The organism is Aureibaculum flavum (assembly GCF_016406085.1).
Taxonomy (GTDB): domain Bacteria; phylum Bacteroidota; class Bacteroidia; order Flavobacteriales; family Flavobacteriaceae; genus Aureibaculum; species Aureibaculum flavum.
Map to the genome: position 1 here is coordinate 234,952 of NZ_JAEHFJ010000003.1, position 20,956 is coordinate 255,907.

Annotated in this window: 17 protein-coding genes; all 17 read left to right on the forward strand. The window is 32.6% G+C overall.

Features of this window, described 5'->3' with window-relative positions:
- Window positions 1-240 precede the first annotated feature (240 nt).
- The 17 genes from JBL43_RS06975 to JBL43_RS07055 all read left to right on the forward strand — a co-directional run bounded on the left by JBL43_RS06975 (window position 241) and on the right by JBL43_RS07055 (window position 20,938).
- Window positions 241-1,194, forward strand: coding sequence for a DUF4412 domain-containing protein (locus JBL43_RS06975; protein WP_198840740.1), 954 nt, complete (start codon window positions 241-243; stop codon window positions 1,192-1,194).
- 38 nt (window positions 1,195-1,232) lie between these two features.
- Complete coding sequence (locus JBL43_RS06980) at window positions 1,233-2,588, forward strand: hemopexin repeat-containing protein (protein ID WP_198840741.1); 1,356 nt, start codon at window positions 1,233-1,235, stop codon at window positions 2,586-2,588.
- Between the two features lie 103 nt (window positions 2,589-2,691).
- Window positions 2,692-4,080, forward strand: coding sequence for a hemopexin repeat-containing protein (locus tag JBL43_RS06985; protein ID WP_198840742.1), 1,389 nt, complete (start codon window positions 2,692-2,694; stop codon window positions 4,078-4,080).
- 106 nt (window positions 4,081-4,186) lie between these two features.
- Entirely contained in the window at window positions 4,187-4,534 is a 348-nt protein-coding gene (locus JBL43_RS06990) for a hypothetical protein (RefSeq protein ID WP_198840743.1), read from the forward strand.
- Window positions 4,535-4,552: 18 nt separating this feature from the next.
- Window positions 4,553-5,356 carry a carboxypeptidase-like regulatory domain-containing protein gene (locus JBL43_RS06995; RefSeq protein ID WP_198840744.1) on the forward strand — a complete coding sequence of 268 codons (804 nt, stop codon included), beginning with the start codon at window positions 4,553-4,555 and terminating at the stop codon, window positions 5,354-5,356.
- 82 nt (window positions 5,357-5,438) lie between these two features.
- Window positions 5,439-8,495, forward strand: a complete 3,057-nt coding sequence (locus JBL43_RS07000) for a vWA domain-containing protein (RefSeq protein WP_198840745.1) — start codon at window positions 5,439-5,441, stop codon at window positions 8,493-8,495.
- A gap of 324 nt (window positions 8,496-8,819) precedes the next feature.
- Window positions 8,820-9,299 (forward strand): DUF6252 domain-containing protein, encoded by a 480-nt coding sequence (locus JBL43_RS07005; RefSeq protein WP_198840746.1) that lies wholly within the window; start codon window positions 8,820-8,822, stop codon window positions 9,297-9,299.
- Window positions 9,300-9,301: 2 nt separating this feature from the next.
- Complete coding sequence (locus JBL43_RS07010; RefSeq protein WP_198840747.1) at window positions 9,302-9,877, forward strand: DUF3575 domain-containing protein; 576 nt, start codon at window positions 9,302-9,304, stop codon at window positions 9,875-9,877.
- Window positions 9,878-9,897: 20 nt separating this feature from the next.
- Window positions 9,898-10,926 carry a hypothetical protein gene (locus JBL43_RS07015; RefSeq protein WP_198840748.1) on the forward strand — a complete coding sequence of 343 codons (1,029 nt, stop codon included), beginning with the start codon at window positions 9,898-9,900 and terminating at the stop codon, window positions 10,924-10,926.
- Window positions 10,927-10,940: 14 nt separating this feature from the next.
- Window positions 10,941-12,140 (forward strand): hypothetical protein, encoded by a 1,200-nt coding sequence (locus tag JBL43_RS07020; protein WP_198840749.1) that lies wholly within the window; start codon window positions 10,941-10,943, stop codon window positions 12,138-12,140.
- 313 nt (window positions 12,141-12,453) lie between these two features.
- Window positions 12,454-12,954, forward strand: a complete 501-nt coding sequence (locus tag JBL43_RS07025; RefSeq protein ID WP_198840750.1) for a hypothetical protein — start codon at window positions 12,454-12,456, stop codon at window positions 12,952-12,954.
- Window positions 12,955-13,033: 79 nt separating this feature from the next.
- Entirely contained in the window at window positions 13,034-15,424 is a 2,391-nt protein-coding gene (locus JBL43_RS07030) for a T9SS type A sorting domain-containing protein (protein ID WP_198840751.1), read from the forward strand.
- A gap of 19 nt (window positions 15,425-15,443) precedes the next feature.
- Window positions 15,444-15,806, forward strand: coding sequence for a DUF4870 domain-containing protein (locus JBL43_RS07035; protein WP_198840752.1), 363 nt, complete (start codon window positions 15,444-15,446; stop codon window positions 15,804-15,806).
- 126 nt (window positions 15,807-15,932) lie between these two features.
- Window positions 15,933-16,451, forward strand: a complete 519-nt coding sequence (locus JBL43_RS07040; RefSeq protein ID WP_198840753.1) for an outer membrane beta-barrel protein — start codon at window positions 15,933-15,935, stop codon at window positions 16,449-16,451.
- Between the two features lie 340 nt (window positions 16,452-16,791).
- Window positions 16,792-17,763: a ribonucleotide-diphosphate reductase subunit beta gene (locus JBL43_RS07045; protein WP_198840754.1), complete on the forward strand. Its 972-nt coding sequence runs from the start codon at window positions 16,792-16,794 to the stop codon at window positions 17,761-17,763.
- 49 nt (window positions 17,764-17,812) lie between these two features.
- On the forward strand, window positions 17,813-20,272 hold the full coding sequence (locus tag JBL43_RS07050; protein WP_198840755.1) for a ribonucleoside-diphosphate reductase subunit alpha: 2,460 nt from the start codon (window positions 17,813-17,815) through the stop codon (window positions 20,270-20,272).
- 150 nt (window positions 20,273-20,422) lie between these two features.
- Window positions 20,423-20,938 (forward strand): RDD family protein, encoded by a 516-nt coding sequence (locus JBL43_RS07055; RefSeq protein ID WP_198840756.1) that lies wholly within the window; start codon window positions 20,423-20,425, stop codon window positions 20,936-20,938.
- The last annotated feature ends 18 nt before the right edge of the window (window positions 20,939-20,956 follow it).

A 20,956-nucleotide genomic window follows, 5' to 3' on the forward strand; every position in this document is an offset into this window, starting at 1 on the left:
CTTTCATTCTTCCATATAAAACAATGAAATTGGTTTTGATTTCAATATCACAGCATCGCTTTCAACTTAAAAATAACTAATCCATTGTATAAATGGTAAAAAAAACTGTATGCGTGGTAAAAGGATGCTTTTTACACCACATAATTACATTTATACAATATTCACTACAAACTATAAAGTTCTAAACTTAACTGCTCTTTTCTCTTTTAGATTTGTAATAGAAATAAAAAACATTTTGTTATGAAATCGATTAAAACATTAACACTATTACTAACCTTTTTTATAATTAGCACCAATAGTGAAGCTCAATTTTGGAAAAAATTAGGTAAAAAAGTAGAAGAAGCAGCAAAAGAAACTGTCAATAGAAAAGCTGAAGAAAAAGCATCAGAAAAAACAGAACAGGCAATAGATAGCCTATTTAATGTTGATAAAAAAATAAAGAGAAAAAAGAAAAAAAAGAACCAAAACCCTAATTCTACGAATGAGTCTGAAGAAGCGAGCGTAAATGAAAACATACTCGAAGATTATTTACAGCAAGATGAGGACATTGACTTACCTGAATCATATTCCTTTGATTGGAAATATGTAATGAAAATAGAATCTGAAGCTACTAAAAAGAAGCAAAAAGAAATAGGTGATATGAACTTTACATATTTACTTAGTACCCAGTCCACCGCTTTTGCTACTCAGTTTGATATGGGTAATAAAGGCAAGGGCATGTCTAATACATTAATGGTAATGGACCTTACTGCTGGTATAAACTTTACCCTTATGGAAATTAATGGCGAAAAAGTAATTCAAAAAATGCCTTCTATGGCCAATATGTCCAGTGAGAATAATGAAACTGAAAACAATCTAGACAATACCACTATCAAAAAAATAGGAACTAAAGTAATATTAGGATATACCTGTCAAGGTTTTGAAATACAACTAGAAGAAGGTATTAGCAGAGTTTACATAAACCCAAATGCCCCTGTAAGTTTTAACCATAGCGGAGATTCAAAATTTGCACCTAAAGGGTTTAAGCAAGAATGGCTAAACGAGTTTAAGAATGGACTAATGATGGAAATGACTTTTACCAGTTCTAATAAACCAAAGAACAATATGAAAATGACTTGTATAGAATTAGTAAAAGAACCCACTACTATTTATTTAAATGAATACAAATCTCTTATGGAAATGGGCAGGGAATAATTAGGCTAAACAAAAATCTATTACTTAAAAATAAAATTATGAAAAAGCAAATAAAATTAACAATACTACTAAGCTTAGTTGTAGTATTTATGTCATTTACTAGTGATACAAAAGAGGATAAAATAAAGACTACAACAGTGACAGCAAATTTTGGACAATTAAAAGCTGCATTAAAAACCTCAACAGGCAAAGCCTATTTCTTTACAGATAAAAACTACTATAGGCATAACCTGTCTACAAATAAATTAGAAAAAAGTGCTGTTATTAATGGCAATTTTAAAGGCTTGGCTAATAGCATTGATGCTGCCTTATTACACACCAATGGTAAAGGTTACTTTTTTAAAGGCAGTACCTATTACCGATATAATTTTAGCACTAGCAAAGTTGATAAAACGGGCAAGATAGGTATAGATGGTTGGAAAGGTATGCCTAGTAACATAGACGCTGCAGTTGTGCATACAAATGGCAAAGCATACTTTTTTAAAGGCAGTACCTATTACCGTTACAATAGCTCAACGAATAAAATGGACAAAAAAGCCGCTATCAGTGCAAGCTGGAAAGGTGTACCCAATAATGTAGATGCTGCTTTACGGCATACCAATGGTAAAATCTACTTTTTTAAAGGGAATACCTATTACCGTTATAATATTGGTGCAAAAAAAGTGGACAAAACAGGTACTATTGGTAAAGATGGTTGGAGAGGGCTTTCGTTTGCTGAATCAACAAGTAATACCACTGCTTCTACAAAAAACAACATCCGTTTAAAAGTAACCCTAACCCGTATTAAATCAATACAGGCAAGAGATAGCGATGATATTGCGGATTTCGAATTTGATCAAAAAGTAGATTATAACACCAAGGGAAATCAAACACTTGTAATTGAAAAGAAAATTAAAGTAGGTAAAAACATAATAAACACAGATGAGGAATACAGTACTATTATTAATATGATGGGGCTTTCTCATCACCTTCATGTTAGAGAAGGAGATGAAAACCATTTTATTAACAACTCTTTGGTTTATGAAATTACACCTCAAGAAATAATTGATAAACGTGCTGAATTTAAGATAAAGACTGTTCTTTCAGAAATTAGCATTGGTTTTGGAATTTATGGCGAATATGATGAAAAAAAGATAGCTAAGTTTAACAAAAACGATATTGAAGTAAGTATTTACGAAGTATTGGACTATCTACAAAACCCAAATAGCAGTAAATATGGCGGTAACTATTTTAAAGATAGTAGGGGTGGTAAAATGCACGAATATGGTGCTTTTGGTGATGTAATGTGGATGAAAAAAGGATCTAACAATTCTTTAATAGGGCATTTAGAATTTGGTGACAATAAAAAAGAAACCTATGTACGTCTGTATTACCGTTTTGAGTTGGTTGATTAAATATAAGACCCTTTACTGTAAACTTAAATAAATACAAATCTCTTATGGAAATGGGCAGGGAATAATTAGCCAAATCAAAAATCTATTTCTTAAAAACAAAATTATGAAAAAGCAAATAAAATTAGCAATACTACTAAGCTTAGTTGTAGTATTTATGTCATTTACTAGTGATACAAAAGAGGATAAATTAAAGACTACAAAATTGACAGCAAATTTTGGACAATTAAAAGCTGCATTAAAAACCTCAACAGGCAAGGCCTATTTCTTTACAGATAAAAACTATTATAGGCATAACCTGTCTACAAATAAATTAGAAAAAAGTGCTGTTATTAATGGCAATTTTAAAGGCTTGGCTAATGGCATTGATGCTGCCTTATTACACACCAATGGTAAAGGTTACTTTTTTAAAGGCAGTACCTATTACCGATATAATTTTAGCACTAGCAAAGTCGATAAAACGGGCAAGATAGGTATAGATGGTTGGAAAGGTATGCCTAGTAACATAGACGCTGCAGTTGTGCATACAAATGGCAAAGCATACTTTTTTAAAGGCAGTACCTATTACCGTTACAATAGCTCAACGAATAAAATGGACAAAAAAGCCGCTATCAGTGCAAGCTGGAAAGGTGTACCCAATAATGTAGATGCTGCTTTATGGCATACCAATGGTAAAATCTACTTTTTTAAAGGAAATACCTATTACCGTTATAATATTGGTGCAAAAAAAGTGGACAAAACAGGTACTATTGGTAAAGATGGTTGGAAAGGGCTTTCGTTTGCTGAAAAAGCAAATAATGTTCCTTCTTCTACAAAAGATAACATACGCCTAAAAATAACCTTAACACGTATTAAATCTATACAAGCTAGAGATAGTGATAATATAGCCGACTTTGTTCTTGAGCAAAAAATTCATTACACAACTAAAGGAAAACAAAAACTTGCAATTAAAAAGAAAATTAATGTAGGTAAAAACATTATAAATACAGGAGAATCATACCACGTCAAAGACGAATCCAGTTCTATTTTTAATGCTTGGCAGACACATGTTAGAGAAGGGGATGAAAACCATTTTATTAACAACTCTCTGGTTTATGAAATTACGCCTGAAGAAATAAAAGATAAATATGCAGAATTTCAGTTCTACACTAATCTAGGGGAGAATGATGGCTCAAACGATAATTGGTTTACAAAAAATATTTTCAAACTTTTTCAAGATCATACTTATAAAATAAAAACTATTGCTTCACAACACCTTATAGACGTAAAAATTCATGAAGTCATAGACTACCTTCAAAACCCAACAAGCAGCAAATATGATAAAAGCTATTTTAAAGGCGGCAGAAATGGTGATATGCATGAATATGGTGCTTTTGGTGATGTCATGTGGTTTAAAAAAGGGTCTAACAACTCTTTAATTGGTCATTTAGAATATGGTGCTAATAATAAGGAAACTTATGTACGTCTGTATTACCGTTTTGAATTGGTTTACTAAAACATCTTCAATTTTTACCTTTATAAACAACTGTCTTTATTAAAACAACACTAAAGCAGAATCTTAACCTTTCAAAAATAAATCTCAATTTAAATACAATACCATTATGAAAAATTTAAAAAAAATTAACAAATTACTATTAATAACAGGCATCCTTACCTTAGGTTTTTTAATAAGTAGTTGTGACCCAACTGATGTTTTGAAACTCGATAATAATTGTGAGAACAATTGGACTACAGAAGTTCAAGATGAACTGACTGCGTATGGTAATGCCATATCAGCGTACAGTACTGATCCTACACCAGAAAATTGTAATGATTTAAAAAAAGCAGGTAATAACTATATCGATGCTCTAAAAGATGTTGAAAAATGTGTACCTACACTTAATCAAGCTGATTGGAAAAAGGCTTTAGAAGAAAGTAAAGCCCAAATTAACGAAACCAGTTGCGAGTAATAATTAAATATAAAAATCATGAAAACAAAAAACACGATAGTTCTGTCATTATTCCTAATGGGAATTATAAATACATATGCCCAAATACCTACAGGCTTTAAAACAAATAAAAATCAGCCAAAAATTTTAAAACTGATCAATGGAGGTAATCAAGGTTTTGTTTATGAAGAAACAACGACACAAGGTATAGGTAAAAAGATATCAAAAGCAGAGATTATTTTTAAAAGTGAAGATGGCACAATTACACAAAAGGTTACTACAGATAGTTATGGTAATTATAAAATAACATTAAAACCCGCAAGGTATATTGTAGCAATAAAGCACAATGGGTATAGCTCATACACAACAGCTCCAGGTTTTACAGTAATTAATAAAAAATTTAGAACATTTAACATTCCATTAAAAAAACTACTGAAACATCCCTTAAAGAAAGAAACCAATACAATTATAGCCGTTTTTAATCAAAAAAGTGGTGAATTAATCGAAGTACTAAATGATAATAAAAAAAATAAAATAGGTTTATCAAAACGTAATAAAAACACCATTATGTTCTATGGAAAAAGTAACCACAAACTAGACCCTAAAAAAATCTCTAGTGGCACTACAATTAGTTTTGCTATAGAGCAACCAATCGTTCTTGGAGACCAGTCTCTTCCAGGCGATATGTTTCTACCTGGTGATATGTTTAGCCCTGGGGATGACTTTATTCCTGGAGATCAATTTAATCTTGGAGATCAGTTTAATCTATACAACACTAAATTTAAGGTTGTCAGTAAAACAAAAAAAGAAATAAGAATTATTGCTCTTCCTAGTTTCAAGTAATAAGTACAAGAGAATATTTAAAAAATTTGACCATAAAACAAAGGTATCAAATTCAATGTCTTTCGCAAAAACATAAAATGTAATGAACAAAAAAGCCAAAACCGACCAAATACCCAGTAGACGTGATTTTTTTGTTAAAATTGCTCTAGCCAGCGTTGCAGTTTCATTACCTCCGTTTATGCTTAGCAGTTGTGAAAATAAGATAGAATACCAAGGTTCTGGATTATCCCCCTTTAAAGTTTGGGAAGAAATGCTAGAAGCTTTGAAAACGAGTCCAGATTTTCTACCCCAACGTGTAGAAGATTTAATCGTTTCTAAGGATCTAGAAGCGATGTATAATTTTGTAAAGAATGAGATTACTCTCATTCCCACAACTACAAATGCTATTAGTAATTATGATTTGGGTAACGGGCATAAATGGGGATTGGAAGCAGTGTTGCGTTGTGGTATGGCAACGCCACGAGAAAAAGCAGATTTATTGGCTCAGATGTATACCAAAGCCGGTATTTCATCTAAAGTGGTTTATGAAAATACCGCCATTACAGAAAATGATGTGCCTTCATTTTTTAATAGACCAATAGACAGAGCTTTTAAACCAGATATTTCCAACAGTCAATTTAAACGTTGGGAAAAAGAAATGGGCGGTTCATCAAAAGAACCAAATCAAAAAGAATTGATAAAAGATTACACTGCAGATGCTAATATTTTAGGAGATAAAATCATTGAATCCATACCCAATATTGACGATTTTGGTACTGAATTTAATTTTAAATGGGACAATAGTGCCACCCCAACCGTTGAATTCACACACAACAACAAAACACAGTATGCACATCTTTTTGACCCAAAAACGCCTTTTGGAGAAAAACATAACTCTTCAAATGGTCTAATAAGCAAAGCAAAAGCCGTTAAAGAAAATAAAGAAAAGGTAAGCTTAAAAATTACGTATCGGGATACTATTGATCATCAAATAGTAAGAGATTTAATTCAAGGAGAATGGAATGCTACTGAACTTGTAGGCAAGCAAATACAGCTTAGTTTTTTACACGGACTAAGCTTAGAAGAGCAAGTTGTAACTTCAATAGGAAGTATGCGGGTTTTTACGCCCGCCTTAGCATTACAAGCTATTGACAAAGATTTGGAATATGTTCAAGAACGCTCTTTTATAGCCGACCCTATTACTATAGACGGCAAAAGAATACCGATTGTAGAGGGTAAAACTTTTGGAGCCAATGGTGATGAAATTCTAGCAAAACCACAGCCACAGTTGCAAAAAGAAGTTCATAGACTGACTGTTATTCCTTCAGCATCTGGTTATCCTATTGTAAAGTTAAGTATTGATGCTAGAGATGCCGCCGATAAAATGATTGAAGGCCTTTCTGCTAGAGATTTTAAAATTACAGACAATGGTAAGCCTATAAGTGCTTTGCTTGAAAATAATCAACGTACACCAAAAATTTTAGTACTGAGTGATGGCTCGGGAAGTATGCCAGCAGCTTATGCAAAGGAAGGAATGAAAAAATTCAATGCCTCTTTAGAACAAAAAATAAAAGAGAGCTACCCTGCTGCCATAATAGATTTCTGGAAAACGCCATCTTCACTATTCACTTGGTTATTAAAAGCGTCCCAGACCAATTATGATTTAATTCTTTTTGCGACAGACGGTGATAATGATGATGAACTCCTAGAGAAAAACCTTAAGACTTACAATTCAGGCCCACCTGCAATTATTCTGAATGTATATGATGACAGCTCTACTCGTTTGGAATCTTTTAACAAAATGGCCGAAATAACAAACGGAATAGTCCTGAATGCAAAAAATCAAGATAAAGTATTAGATGAGATAAAGAATTATATTATAAAAATGGAATTACCGCCTTATGTCTTTACCTATGCATCAGCAGATAAAACAAACCCGCATAACGTAGAAGTAACAATAGACAATGAACGACTAAAAGCTACAGGCAGCTATACGGTTCCCAAACTTGAAATGGAACAAAAAAATGGCATTGCTGGTGTATATCTAGAGTTAAAGGTTGGAAACAAATCACCTATTAAAAGAGTATTGGCAGGTTGGGATCCAATTGCAGGTTATTATAGTAAGCCAGACAATACAGATGTTGCATCTATAAAAGAGTTGTTTTTAGGAGGCATTATGCTAGCAGTAGAGGGAGAAGGACCAACAATGGCCGTAGCGTTATCAGATGTATTAAAATCAAAATTATCCAACAGAGAATGGGGTGAAGCTTATTTAGAGAACAATATTAAAAAAGCCAGCGAAGAATTAAGTAAGGGTAGCGTCCACATTCCTAGTATATTATTACCTATGCTTGCTCCTTTACAAGACCAAGTCACTGCAACATCTATAACCTATCCTACAGGATATAGAATGTGTATCCTTAAAAATATGGTAGGTCTAAACCAACCTTCTGTTTTTACGTTTGATTATTTGCCAACTTCTTTCTACGAAACAATAGCGGTGAATAAAAGTGAACGTTTTAGTATAACACTTAAGAAAACAGCACAATTAGCGGTTAGAGAAGGTTCGTTGTTTCAGGAAAGTACGTATGCCTTACTAGAAGATACGAACACTATAGATTCAAAATCTGCAAATATTGAGGGTTGGATAAAAGAAGTAATCAATAACGACAATATTGATTACCAATATTGGAATGAATATGTATTGAGGGGCAAATATGGATATACCACAATTTTTGATAAAGGAGCAAGCTCAAAATCATTTTGGCTATTAAAAAATGGATCTGGAGAGTTATATGGAATATTACCAGACGGGTCTGGCGGCGGCGGTGACACTTTCGAAGAGCAATTGGAAGATTTTGGTAAGGTCATCGATATACTTTTACTCGGTGCTGGTTTAGCAGGATTAGTAAATCCATCAACCGCTGTGGTTGGACTTTTGGGTAAAACATTAGTTAAATTATACGCAATTGCAAGCGAAAGTATTATTGTTATGGATACAAGAGGAATGGATGAAGAAATTATCAAAACAATGCAAAAATTAGCTTGTAATATCCGACTAGAAATTTTAAAATTTTCTTTTGGTAAAATAGGAGACGCAGCAGGAACTCTTGAAACTATTATTGGCTTAATGGGGGGTAAAAGCCCTTTCTCGTGTTAAATTACATTACCGCTTTAAACCAAGGTACTGATTGCATTACTAAAATACAACGAGCCGGATCACCATGCAAGGTCGGTAAGTTACAGATTTCAAAATTTCAAGAAAAAACATAGAATAAACATAATAAGTTACTATCAACTAATTTCCATGTTTTAATTTAAAAGAGCTATAGGCATAGTATAAATGGTAAGAAACACCGTATACACGGTAAAAACAAGCTTTGTACAGTTTAAAGTTGCATACATACACTATTCATTACAGTTCGTATAATTCTAAAAAATAATTACAACTATCAGTCATACTTTTGATTAAGAAATTAAAAATATGAAAACAATACTTACTAAAACAACAACATTTATCCTGTTATTAGCAGTATTAGTTATTAGTTGCTCTAAAAAAGATAAACTTAAAAGCGATGACAATTACTATTTAACCGCTATGGTAGATGGCTTAAATTATTCAGCAGATTTAGTTACTGCTAATACCGTACTTGGCCAAACTGATCATTATACTATTTCTGGAATAGGTAATAATAAAAATATAGGATTAGTAATAGAAAACCCACCTTCTACAGGCACATTTATAACAGGGTCAGGTGAGACACCAACGCTTTTTTATCAAGAAATCACAACTACAGCCGTAGTATGGTGGCCAGCAAATGAGGAATTGGGTTCAGGCACAATAACAATAACCGAAAATAATGACACCTTTATAGCAGGTACGTTTTCATTTACAGGTATTCTTGTTATCGACGATTCAACAAAAACGATTACCGAAGGAAAATTTAAAGCAAAAAAGCTTTAAATATGAAAACAACGTGCTTATTCATTTTAATAGTATTACTAACCATAAATGGGGTAGCTCAACAAGACAGTATTAATAAAACACCTCATAGCGAAATAAAAGTAAACGCTTTTAATTTAATAATATATAAAGCCGCTGACGTGTCTTATGAATACCTATTAAACGAAAATCAAAGTATAGGCATGGGTTTGTTAATTAAATTAAAACCATTAAAAGCCAAGGAACGAAAACTTTTTGAACCTGAAATAAGTTATACCAGATACTTTTCATTGACACCTTACTATCGCTATTTTTTATCAAAAAAATATGCCAAAGGTATATTTATAGAAGGTTTTGCAATGTATGCCACCGGTAAAGAATTTGAAAGTACTCCAGATTCTAAAGACACAATGTCGATAATCATTTTTAAAAAATATAAAACTTTTAGACTAGGCATCGGTATTGGTTTAAAAATAGTAAGCCGAAAAAACCTATCCATCGATATCAATTTTGGTTATGCTATGGACCCATCTAGAATAAATTATGTTTCTACGAACCCTGCTACTCGTGGCGGAATCTCTGTAGGTTATCGGTTTTAAAACCTTAATAAAATAAAAATATGAAAACATTTAAAATAAAAACTATCCTAATAGTTTTACTAGTAACTATACTTACGGTAAGCTGTGATGAAGAAGATCCTAATATCAACCCACAAACTGAAAGTGACGTTTATGTCTGCGGTTATGAAAATAATGGACAAAATGAAATAGCCACCTATTGGAAAAATGGAGTGGCTACGCATTTAACAGATGGCACAAACGGAGCTTATTTAAACGCAATAATTGTAGTTGATAATGATGTGTATAATGTAGGCTTTGAATCTAATGGAACAAAAAATGTGGCAAAGTATTGGAAAAATGACATTGCTACTGCTTTAACGAATGGCAATAATAATGCTTACGCTACAGATATAAGTGTAATAGGCAATGATGCATATGTTGTAGGTTATGAATATGAAACCAATGCCGTTGCTAAATATTGGAAAAATGGAGTGGCTACTTCTTTAAGCAATGGCACAAGACCTGCTTTTGGCAATGCCATAATAGTAGTAGGTAGTGATGTCTATGTAGCAGGTTATGAGTTTAACGGAACAAATGGAATTGCAACCCTCTGGAAAAATGGAGTGGCAACATATTTAACCAACGGTTCAAACAATGCTTATGCAAACGGTATCACTATGGTAGGTAATAATGTTTACGTGGTAGGTTCTGAAGATTCGAATAAAAAGGGCGTGGCTACCTATTGGAAAAATGGAGTAGCTACATCCATTAGCGATGGAACAAAAAATGTTAGAGCCATTGCTATGAGCGTGGTTGGGAGTGACAAATATGTCGCAGGTTACGAAAATAACGGAACAAAAAATATAGCTACCTACTGGAAAAATGGAGTAGTCACCTCTTTAACCGATGGCACGAACCATGCTGATGCTACAGCAATAACCGTAATAGGAAATGACGTACACATAGTCGGTTTCGAGAATAACGGAATAAATAATGTTGCTAGATACTGGAAAAACGATACCGTTGTGCCATTGGTTAAAAATACGGTTATTGCATCGGGAGCTTTTGGTATGTTTATTACCCAATAATTAAAACTTAAATCATGAAAACTAAAACTTATTTAATAACTCTACTCATTATAATTTATTTCCAGTCTTGCAATGCACAACAAGCACAAACCGCTTTACCACAGGTTGAAAACAACCTCAACGGACCATTAGATTATACGCATGAAACCCTAATTTTAGTCCAAAAGCAGCCAAATGGAAAGGAAATCAGTTTAGGTAAAATCACAACCGACGGTACCATTCATTTCAATATGCCAAATTTTGATATTAAAGCACTTTATGATAGTATTAATTTACAACATCATAATTTTCATCAGTTGTTTAAAATATCCAGTGATTGTAAAGACAGAGATGTATTTGAAGAAACCCCTTTTGATAATGTTTACTCGCAAAAAACAAACGCTATTTTCATAAAGAAGTATGGAATAAATGTAGCCGTATTAGAACCTAAGAGCGACAAGAAAATGTCAAGTAATAATGACAGTACTAAGGATAGCGTTGCTGATAGTAACAACTATTTTTGGTTTTATATTGATAGAGCTATTCCGTACAAAGAGAAATGTGATAAAACAAATTCTAGAACAGGTGCTGTTTACGCCAATATTAGCACCGACATCCAATTTGAAAAAGGATGGAATTTTATTGAAGAAAATCTTATCTCCGTTCAATACAATAATCAGGATGATTCCCAAGCCATCCAACCCAGTAAGATTCATTTTACCAAAATTTCTCCTGAAAATAAAAAAGTAAAATGGACTTTGAGGCAAATAGCGAAAGATGAGAAAATACAAACGGCCAAAAAACTACACAGTTTAACGCCTTTAACAAAAGAACAATTTGAAAAATGGGCACCTAATAAACTAGATGATTTGTCAATAACTACCAAAGAATATGGTAATCCACCAAAAAGATTTAAAAACAAGAACAATTTGCATTTAATCTATACTAACAAATCGCAACAAAAAGAAATAGAACTTTATGTGGTTGATTGTGCTAAGAGCCCTGATGATATGAACATGATAAATTTTGCTTATGCAATGGAAAATAAGGATAAAAGTGACAAGGATATTAAACCTTATGTAACACAATATAACGAAAAAGAAAAGGCCACAAACCTATTGTACAAAGTTGAAGACAGAATATTTGTTACCGCTTCGGCAGGGAATATAAATGGAGAAGAGTTATGGAAATATATTCAAAAACTAAATGTAGAAAAATTATTGAAAGATCAATGAACTACTGTAATCACAAAAAATGTCGATTCGAAAACGGTAAAATTTGAAGGAATAATTACCAATGCTAAAAACGATTGCTGGGTTGATGGTAAATGTAGCATTGAGGTAGATAAGAAATGGTGGATTGCCATTACATACGGAAAAAGAGACCCCAGCTATCGAAAAAAAGAACGCGGAAAGGTTACAGGTATTCGATTTACTGAAGACAATGAAAGTATTGGTAAAAAAGTAAAAGTTTATGCAGAAATAACGAAAAATAACAGGCTGACATTAGAAGGAAGCAAAGCGTATTACGTAAAAACTATAGAATAACATGAAAAAACCAATCATAATCATATTATTATTACTTACAGCAATAGGATGCAAAGAAGACAAAAAAAACAGTACCACTAAAGTAGATGAATCAACAAACACTAATAATTGGGGTACGTTTTTAACTGCCACAATAAATGGGGAAGAATTTTCTAGTTCTGTTAAAGTAGTCACATTTACAGCGAACAATCAAACGTATTTAACTACTGCAGATAACTCAGACCCTTCAGAGTTTGCATTCAATTTAATTATTGAAAACAATAATGATCAAACTGATCAGAAAATAAAGCGATATGGATTTGTTGAAAAAGAAGATGAAAACGAAAAAGTTACTTGGAAATTACCAGATAATTTTGATTTTACCGGTAAGCTCACAGAATCTGGAAAATACCTTGAAGGCACTTTTTCTTTTACAGCCAACGCTTTTGATAAAGGAATGGAAGATAGTACGAATCAATTAGTAGTCACAGACGTGAAATTTAAAGCATTTAAGACGCAATAACAGCCTATTACTCGCGGTGAATTTAAAGTAAGTAGTAAACAAAAGTGACAAAAGAAATTACTAAGTAAACATTAACATCATGAAAACAAAACTACTCATTATTGCTTTACTAAATTCAATACTAGCAGAAGCACAAATCACAAAAACCGAAGCATTTACCACAGGCACCAAACTTTCATTTTACATGAACCAATGCGGTAATACTATTCCGGAAGCCGCTGGAAAACTCACTTTTTGTGATAGAGCCAATAATTTAGGCGTAGTAGAGCGTAGTTATGGATTGAATGATAGAGGTGTAACTAAAATGCTTCCAAATTATTTTAATGAAGATGAGTTTTATGTAACCCGCTATGGCTTGTCTATAAGAAACACGGATGACTCTTGGGAAAACATACCAAATATTGCTTTCCCATTATGGGGAAACACCTATTTACCAGCGTTAAGAACGGGTTTTGTATTACCAAATGGTAAAGTAGTGTTACAAGCATCCAATGGAGGTATTCTTTTTTATGTATATGACAGAAACTTAAAAACCTTTACATCTGTCGATTTCCCTAATAATAAATATCCACAACAATTTGTATATGATACGGATAGAAATTTAACTTGGGCTTTTGCAACTAGCGGAAACACAACATATCTTTTTAAATATAGTGAAGTAGACAATGTAATCACAGAGGTTGCAGATTTAGGAAATATAAGCATTGGTAGTAATTCAATAGAGTTGATCTATAATAACAACCATATTTATTTAGGAAATGGCAATGGGCTTTATAAAATTAACATTACGGATTACCAAAATTCAGTACCAGTAACACATTATAGTGCTACAACAACTCCAAGTTTACCTTTTGACCGTGTTGACGATTTACAATTCGATGCCAACAACGATTTATGGATGGCAACTAGCTCTAATAATGATGGAGGTATCGTAAAATTTGATATAACCAATGAAACCTATACTTCATACCAAATACCAACACCAAATAACGCCTTAATAAACATTAAGTTTAATAAGCTCGCTATAGATCCATCAGGGTTAATTTGGGCTGTTGGACAAAATTATTCAGGTTTGGCTAAATTAAGAATTGAAAATGCTACACCAAACTGGACACTACTACCAAAAACCGATTTAACAACTTTAGGTTTTCCAATAACGTATAACCCAAACCATGTTTACTATAGAAACAGCAAATTTTATTTCACAACATCAGATGGTTCTAGCGGTACCAATAATAATTTTGAAGTCATTATCAATGATAACGACGTTTGGTCCGGACGAAATGATAATGAAGAAGGAAATTTGTCTAATAGAATGAATAGACGTTTTACTAATAGTTTTCCAGATAATAACGGTGGCGTTTGGTGGTTTAATCGTTATGATGATATTGTTGTACACAGAGATAGAGATGATAACCATCAATCCATTCTTATTGAAAATTTAGGAAACGCTTCAGCAATTGATGATGATGACAAAGCAATTATAAAAGGTGGAAACCCACGTGAGTTACGAAAAATTGATTTCCCAAATGCCAGTTCAATCGAAGTAGGCACTAATCAAGCTAATGATATAAAACGCGTAGCAGATGAAATATGGGTTTTTGATCGTGGTGATAAAAAAATTGATGTATATAAAGATGATGCACTTTTAACAACCTATAATTTAGATGAAGATTGGTACGAACAAGCATTTTATTTTGCCGTAGATGATAATCAAGATGCATGGTTTATAAGAAGTGTAGGAGGTATTCTAGAAATTAAAAAATTTAACACTACAGCATTAACAAGTACTACTTACGATTTAAGTGCTTTAGGTACTTTTACTTCTCCAACTAAAGTGACTGCAGCACCGGACGGTGGGGTTTGGTTTATAGGTAACTCGTATGCAATTTACCAAGAAGCAGGTTTGTTTTACGATTTTAAAGCTACAGATTATACAGAACTAACAACGTTTAGTGATATTGTTGTTGATACTAATAGAAAAGCATATATAATCAATAGTAATGCAATTATAACTACAATTGAAAACCCCACTAGTAGTAACCCCATATTTTCCAATATTAATTTAGGAAATTACAATTCGATTCTACCCTCATTAGAAACTAATGGACTCTCTGCTTTAACCATAGATAGTGAAGGCAGTATTTGGGCACATGGCTCAATCATTGCTTACAAACTTATTGATGATGATTTAGCATCGGAGTACACTCCTAATTCAAATGTCTTAGATATCGCAAGTTCTCAATTAGATACTAATATTCAGGTTTATCCAAATCCAACAGAAAACATTCTAAATATCAATTCAAAATACCCCATTGACAATGTAAAAATATATTCTGTTTTAGGTAAAAAAGTTATAGAAAAAACAAGTACCTCATCAATAGATTTGGGCAATTTAATTTCCGGGGTCTATTTTGTAAAAATTAGCAGTAATAATGGAATTATCGGTAAAAAAATAGTAGTTAAATAACTAAATATAAAAATAGATTATGGAAAATTCAGAATCAAAAACAAAACATGCAAGGAGCACAACTATTGAAGGAGAAGGTAAAACAATAGCCATTATAGCTTACATTACCCTTATAGGATTAATTGTTGCTTTTGTAATGAACAACGAAAAGAAAGACCCTTTTGCGACCTATCATATTAAGCAGTCACTCGGTTTGGGTTTAACAGGTTTGGCACTTAGTACGATTAATATTATACCCATTCTGGGATGGATCGTTAGTTTTTTAGGCTTTTTTGTAATCGTATATATGTGGATTATAAGTTTGCTAAACGCTCTTAATGGTAAACAAAAACCAGCCCCAATTTTGGGTAAAAAATATGAAGAATGGTTTAAAAACATGTAACTGTAATAGCATCAACCCTTAAGTTCTACAGTTATCACAAAATAGTGTCAATTTTTTATCTATTTTTTAAGATTGTTATTTTGGTAAATTTATATATTTGCAGTACAAAACAAAAAATTCTAAACTATGAAAATTATTAAAAAGTTAGTTCTTACAATCGCCTTAATTGGTAGTATTAGTTCAGTGAGTGCACAATTCTCCGTGGGTGGAGGTTTAGGTTATAATGATAAAATTAATGCTCCTGGGTTAGTTGTAAAAGCTGAAGTAGAGATTATGGAAAACATTGCCATTTCTCCGAGTATATCCTATTTTTCGGGCTCAGCGGCAAGGTTATCAGGAAGTGATTATAAAAATAATTTATTTGCAGTTGACGTTAACGGTCATTATAAAATTGAAATAATGATGGATGAATTAGATGTATATCCATTAGCAGGTTTAAATTATTCAAGTTATAAAAATGGAGCAAATGTCTATTTTGATGAAAGTGGATTTAGTCAATCAACTGGTAATGCTTTGGGGCTTAATATTGGTGGTGGAGGCAGATGGTCTTTTTCTGATCAGTTAAGTGTTTTTGCAGAATTGAAATATACTATTAGTGATTTTAGTCAAGTTGTTTTAGGTGCTGGAATCTTGTATGAACTATAAAAATATTTCCATTATAAAATCTACAAAAAAGAGCCCATTTAAATGGGCTCTTTTTTTATTTTAGAAAATACAGTTTAAGCAGAATTCAAAAAACCTAGTAAACTTCAAGGCTCACAGAATTAATACCATTTTAAATTCCTGTTTATCAGCATTTTATATATTAAATAAATACTGAGCAATAAACATTTACACCCTTATTTGTTAAAAACTTCTCGAGTTTTGTTTATAATTATGACTTTGTTTCTTCACTAAAAAAATCAATCTTTGTAAGATACCGTACTAAGTAAATAATTTTACTGTAGTGTTCCATCAGCACTATAACTTCAAAACCAATTCAAAAATGCAACAAGAAGAGCCTATTTTACAGCCCAACGATAACAGATTTGTAATTTTTCCAATTCAACATCCAGATTTATGGGAATGGTATAAATTACAACAAGCAAGTATATGGACAGCTGAAGAAATTGATCTAGAAAAAGATGTGCATGACTGGAATAATAAGCTTACTGAAGACGAAAGATATTTTATAAAACACGTTTTGGCATTCTTTGCGGCTTCGGATGGAATTGTGAACGAAAACTTAGCAGAAAACTTTGTGTCTGAAGTACAATACACGGAAGCTAAATTCTTTTATGGCTTTCAAATTATGATGGAAAACATCCATTCTGAAGTGTATTCATTACTTATTGATACCTATGTGAAAGATGAAAAAGAAAAAGATCAATTATTTAGAGCCATTGAGGTTTTTCCAGCCATTAGAGACAAAGCTCAGTGGGCGTTAAAATGGATTGATAGTCCAAGTTTTGCAGAACGTTTAATCGCTTTTGCTGCTGTTGAAGGTATATTCTTTTCTGGAAGTTTTTGCTCAATATTTTGGATGAAAAAAAGAGGTCTTTTACCTGGCCTTACCTTCTCAAATGAACTTATTTCTAGAGATGAAGGTATGCATTGTGATTTTGCCGTGCACTTGCATAATAATCATATGGTAAATAAAGTGCCAAAAGAAAGAATTACAGAAATACTCTGTGATGCACTTACTATTGAAAGAAGTTTTATTACAGAATCTCTTCCTGTAAGTCTTATCGGAATGAATTCAAAATTAATGACCGAATACTTAGAGTTTGTAACCGACAGACTTTTAGTAGAATTTGGATGTGAAAAAGTATACAATTCAGCAAACCCATTTGATTTTATGGAAATGATTTCTCTAGAAGGAAAAACCAATTTCTTTGAGAAAAAAGTATCTGAATACCAAAAAGCTGGTGTAAAATCTGGAGGTACCGGAAGCATCAGTTTTGATGCCGATTTTTAACCAAACCAACCACATTAACTAAATAATAACTTAATTCCCAAAAAGAGCTATGTATGTACTAAAAAGAGACGGAAAGAGAGAGCCAGTAATGTTTGACAAGATTACCGCAAGGATAAAAAAAATGTGTTACGGATTAAACAAATTGGTTGATCCTGTAAAAGTTGCCATGCGAGTTATTGAAGGTCTTTACGACGGAGTTTCAACTTCTGAGTTAGACAATTTAGCCGCTGAAATTGCAGCTACAATGACCATTCAACATCCTGACTATGCTAAATTAGCTGCTAGGATAGCCGTTTCTAACTTACATAAAAACACTAAAAAGTCATTTTCTGAAACAGTGACGGATTTATACCTATATGTAAATCCACGTACGGGAAAAAAAGGACCAATGATTGCTGATGATGTTTATAAAGTTATACAAGACAATGCCGAAAAGTTAGATTCTACTATCATCTATAATCGCGATTTTAACTACGACTTTTTTGGGTTTAAGACGTTAGAAAGATCCTACTTATTAAAAGTTAATGGAAAAATAATTGAGCGTCCTCAACATATGTTGATGCGTGTGTCTATTGGAATTCACTTGGATGATATTGATGCAGCAATTGAGACGTATGAGCTTATGAGTAAAAAATATTTTACGCATGCAACTCCAACGTTATTTAATGCAGGTACACCAAAACCGCAAATGTCATCTTGTTTTTTACTTCAAATTAAAGAAGATAGTATTGACGGTATATATGATACTCTAAAACAAACGGCTAGTATCTCGCAATCAGCAGGTGGTATTGGTTTGTCTTTACATAATGTGAGAGCAACAGGTTCATATATTAGAGGAACCAACGGCACTTCTAATGGTATTGTACCCATGCTTCGTGTATTTAATGACACAGCGAGATATGTAGATCAAGGTGGAGGGAAAAGAAAAGGTTCTTTTGCCATGTATTTAGAACCTTGGCACGCCGATATTTTCGACTTTTTAGATTTAAAAAAGAACCATGGTAAAGAAGAAATGCGTGCTCGCGATTTATTCTATGCGATGTGGATTCCTGATTTATTCATGAAACGTGTAGAAGAAGACGGTGAATGGACTTTAATGTGCCCTAATGAATGTCCACATTTATTTGATACCTATGGTGATGAATTTGAGAAATTATATGAAGGTTATGAAAAAGTGGGTAAAGGAAGAAAAACAATACAGGCTCGCGATTTATGGGAGAAAATATTAGAATCTCAAATTGAGACTGGTACGCCCTATATGTTATATAAAGATGCGGTTAATAGAAAATCAAATCAAAAGAATTTAGGGGTTATCCGATCTTCAAACTTATGTACTGAGATTATGGAATATACAGCAAAAGATGAAGTTGCTGTATGTAATTTGGCTTCTATAGCCATGCCAATGTTTATTAGTGAAAATGGAGAAGGGCAGAAATATTTTAACCATAAAAAGTTATTTGACGTTACCAAAAAAGCAGCTAGAAATCTGGACACTGTTATTGATAGAAATTATTATCCTGTTAAAGAAGCGGAGAATTCAAATTTTCGTCATAGACCTATCGGCTTAGGTATTCAAGGATTGGCAGATGCTTTTATTATGTTACGGATGCCGTTTACATCTGATGAAGCTAAACAACTCAATCAAGACATTTTTGAAACACTTTATTTTGCCGCAGTAACCTCATCTATGGAAATTGCTAAAGCGAAAGGACCCTATTCCACATTTAAAGGGTCTCCAATGTCAGAAGGTGAATTCCAATTTAACATGTGGAATATTTCTGAAGATGATCTCAGTGGTAATTGGGATTGGAAAAAATTACGTAAAAATGTTATAAAACACGGTGTACGTAACTCATTATTGGTTGCTCCAATGCCAACAGCATCTACTTCTCAAATATTAGGAAACAACGAAGCTTTTGAACCTTATACTTCTAATATTTATACACGTAGAGTACTTTCTGGTGAATTTATTGTCGTGAACAAACACTTACTGGAAGATTTGGTTGAACTTAATCTTTGGGACAACGAAATGAAAGAAAGTATTATGAGAGCGAATGGTTCCGTACAACATATTGAAGCAATTCCTCAGGAGCTGAAAGACTTATACAAAACCGTTTGGGAGTTAAGTATGAAAGATATTATAGATATGGCTCGTCAAAGAGGTTATTTCATAGACCAATCACAATCGTTAAATCTTTTCTTAAAAGATCCAGATTATGGTAAATTGACTTCAATGCATTATTACGCATGGAAATCTGGTTTAAAAACAGGTATGTATTACCTTAGAACAAAATCTGCCGTAAATGCTACTCAGTTTACATTGAGTAATAGTAAAAAAGAGGAAATTAAAAAAACGCAAATTGCAGCTGTTGAAGCACCTGTAAATGTTGAAAAGGAGCCATCTCCTTTAATAACAGATGACACTTCAATGACAGCTGAAGAATATAAAGCAATGATTGCTTTGGCTAAAGAAAATGAAGGTGATGATTGTTTAATGTGCGGATCTTAATAACATATGACCACATATGAACTAGTTAATAAAAGTAACAAGAACTTTTATAAAATCTCGAAACGTTGCCTGTTTCGAGATTTTTAGTTTTTACGAAATAAGAAACTTATTGATGCGTTAAAACAATAACTAATTTTTAGTTCAGCAGAAATGGAAGTTTTAAACTACAAAAAATTTAAAGTAACTGACGAGATGTTTGCCAGCAAAGGCAAAAGATTTCTTAATTATTTAATTGACCTAGGCTTCTTTTATGCGTTGTTTATACTGTTAGGTGTTCTATTATATATAATAGCTGAAATAACGGGCAGTGAAGGTCTATATGACTTCCTTATTGAATTAGAAAACGTTAACCCAATTATTGACCGCTTACTAACTGCAGTTCTATTAGTTATATACTATACTGTTTTAGAAAGCCTATCTCAGAAAACTATCGGTAAATTAATTACCAGAACAAAGGTTGTACTAGAAAATGGAGAACGACCACCGTTCGAAGTATTTGTTAAACGTTCTTTATGTAGGATTATACCTTTTGATCCCATTTCTTTTTTAGGTTCAAAGGGCTGGCATGATTCAATTTCTAAGACCTACGTTGTGGATGATAACGTATTTAATGAGCAAAAAAGGCAACATAAAAATTACCAAGAACTAGGTACCACAAATGAGTAAACATACTTTTTAAAATAT

Bases quoted from the DNA above. Each gene is read 5' to 3' on its own strand.
- JBL43_RS06975 (WP_198840740.1), top strand. From the start codon at position 241: ATGAAATCGATTAAAACATTAACACTATTACTAACCTTTTTTATAATT.
- JBL43_RS06980 (WP_198840741.1), top strand. From the start codon at position 1,233: ATGAAAAAGCAAATAAAATTAACAATACTACTAAGCTTAGTTGTAGTA.
- JBL43_RS06985 (WP_198840742.1), top strand. From the start codon at position 2,692: ATGAAAAAGCAAATAAAATTAGCAATACTACTAAGCTTAGTTGTAGTA.
- JBL43_RS06990 (WP_198840743.1), top strand. From the start codon at position 4,187: ATGAAAAATTTAAAAAAAATTAACAAATTACTATTAATAACAGGCATC.
- JBL43_RS06995 (WP_198840744.1), top strand. From the start codon at position 4,553: ATGAAAACAAAAAACACGATAGTTCTGTCATTATTCCTAATGGGAATT.
- JBL43_RS07000 (WP_198840745.1), top strand. From the start codon at position 5,439: ATGAACAAAAAAGCCAAAACCGACCAAATACCCAGTAGACGTGATTTT.
- JBL43_RS07005 (WP_198840746.1), top strand. From the start codon at position 8,820: ATGAAAACAATACTTACTAAAACAACAACATTTATCCTGTTATTAGCA.
- JBL43_RS07010 (WP_198840747.1), top strand. From the start codon at position 9,302: ATGAAAACAACGTGCTTATTCATTTTAATAGTATTACTAACCATAAAT.
- JBL43_RS07015 (WP_198840748.1), top strand. From the start codon at position 9,898: ATGAAAACATTTAAAATAAAAACTATCCTAATAGTTTTACTAGTAACT.
- JBL43_RS07020 (WP_198840749.1), top strand. From the start codon at position 10,941: ATGAAAACTAAAACTTATTTAATAACTCTACTCATTATAATTTATTTC.
- JBL43_RS07025 (WP_198840750.1), top strand. From the start codon at position 12,454: ATGAAAAAACCAATCATAATCATATTATTATTACTTACAGCAATAGGA.
- JBL43_RS07030 (WP_198840751.1), top strand. From the start codon at position 13,034: ATGAAAACAAAACTACTCATTATTGCTTTACTAAATTCAATACTAGCA.
- JBL43_RS07035 (WP_198840752.1), top strand. From the start codon at position 15,444: ATGGAAAATTCAGAATCAAAAACAAAACATGCAAGGAGCACAACTATT.
- JBL43_RS07040 (WP_198840753.1), top strand. From the start codon at position 15,933: ATGAAAATTATTAAAAAGTTAGTTCTTACAATCGCCTTAATTGGTAGT.
- JBL43_RS07045 (WP_198840754.1), top strand. From the start codon at position 16,792: ATGCAACAAGAAGAGCCTATTTTACAGCCCAACGATAACAGATTTGTA.
- JBL43_RS07050 (WP_198840755.1), top strand. From the start codon at position 17,813: ATGTATGTACTAAAAAGAGACGGAAAGAGAGAGCCAGTAATGTTTGAC.
- JBL43_RS07055 (WP_198840756.1), top strand. From the start codon at position 20,423: ATGGAAGTTTTAAACTACAAAAAATTTAAAGTAACTGACGAGATGTTT.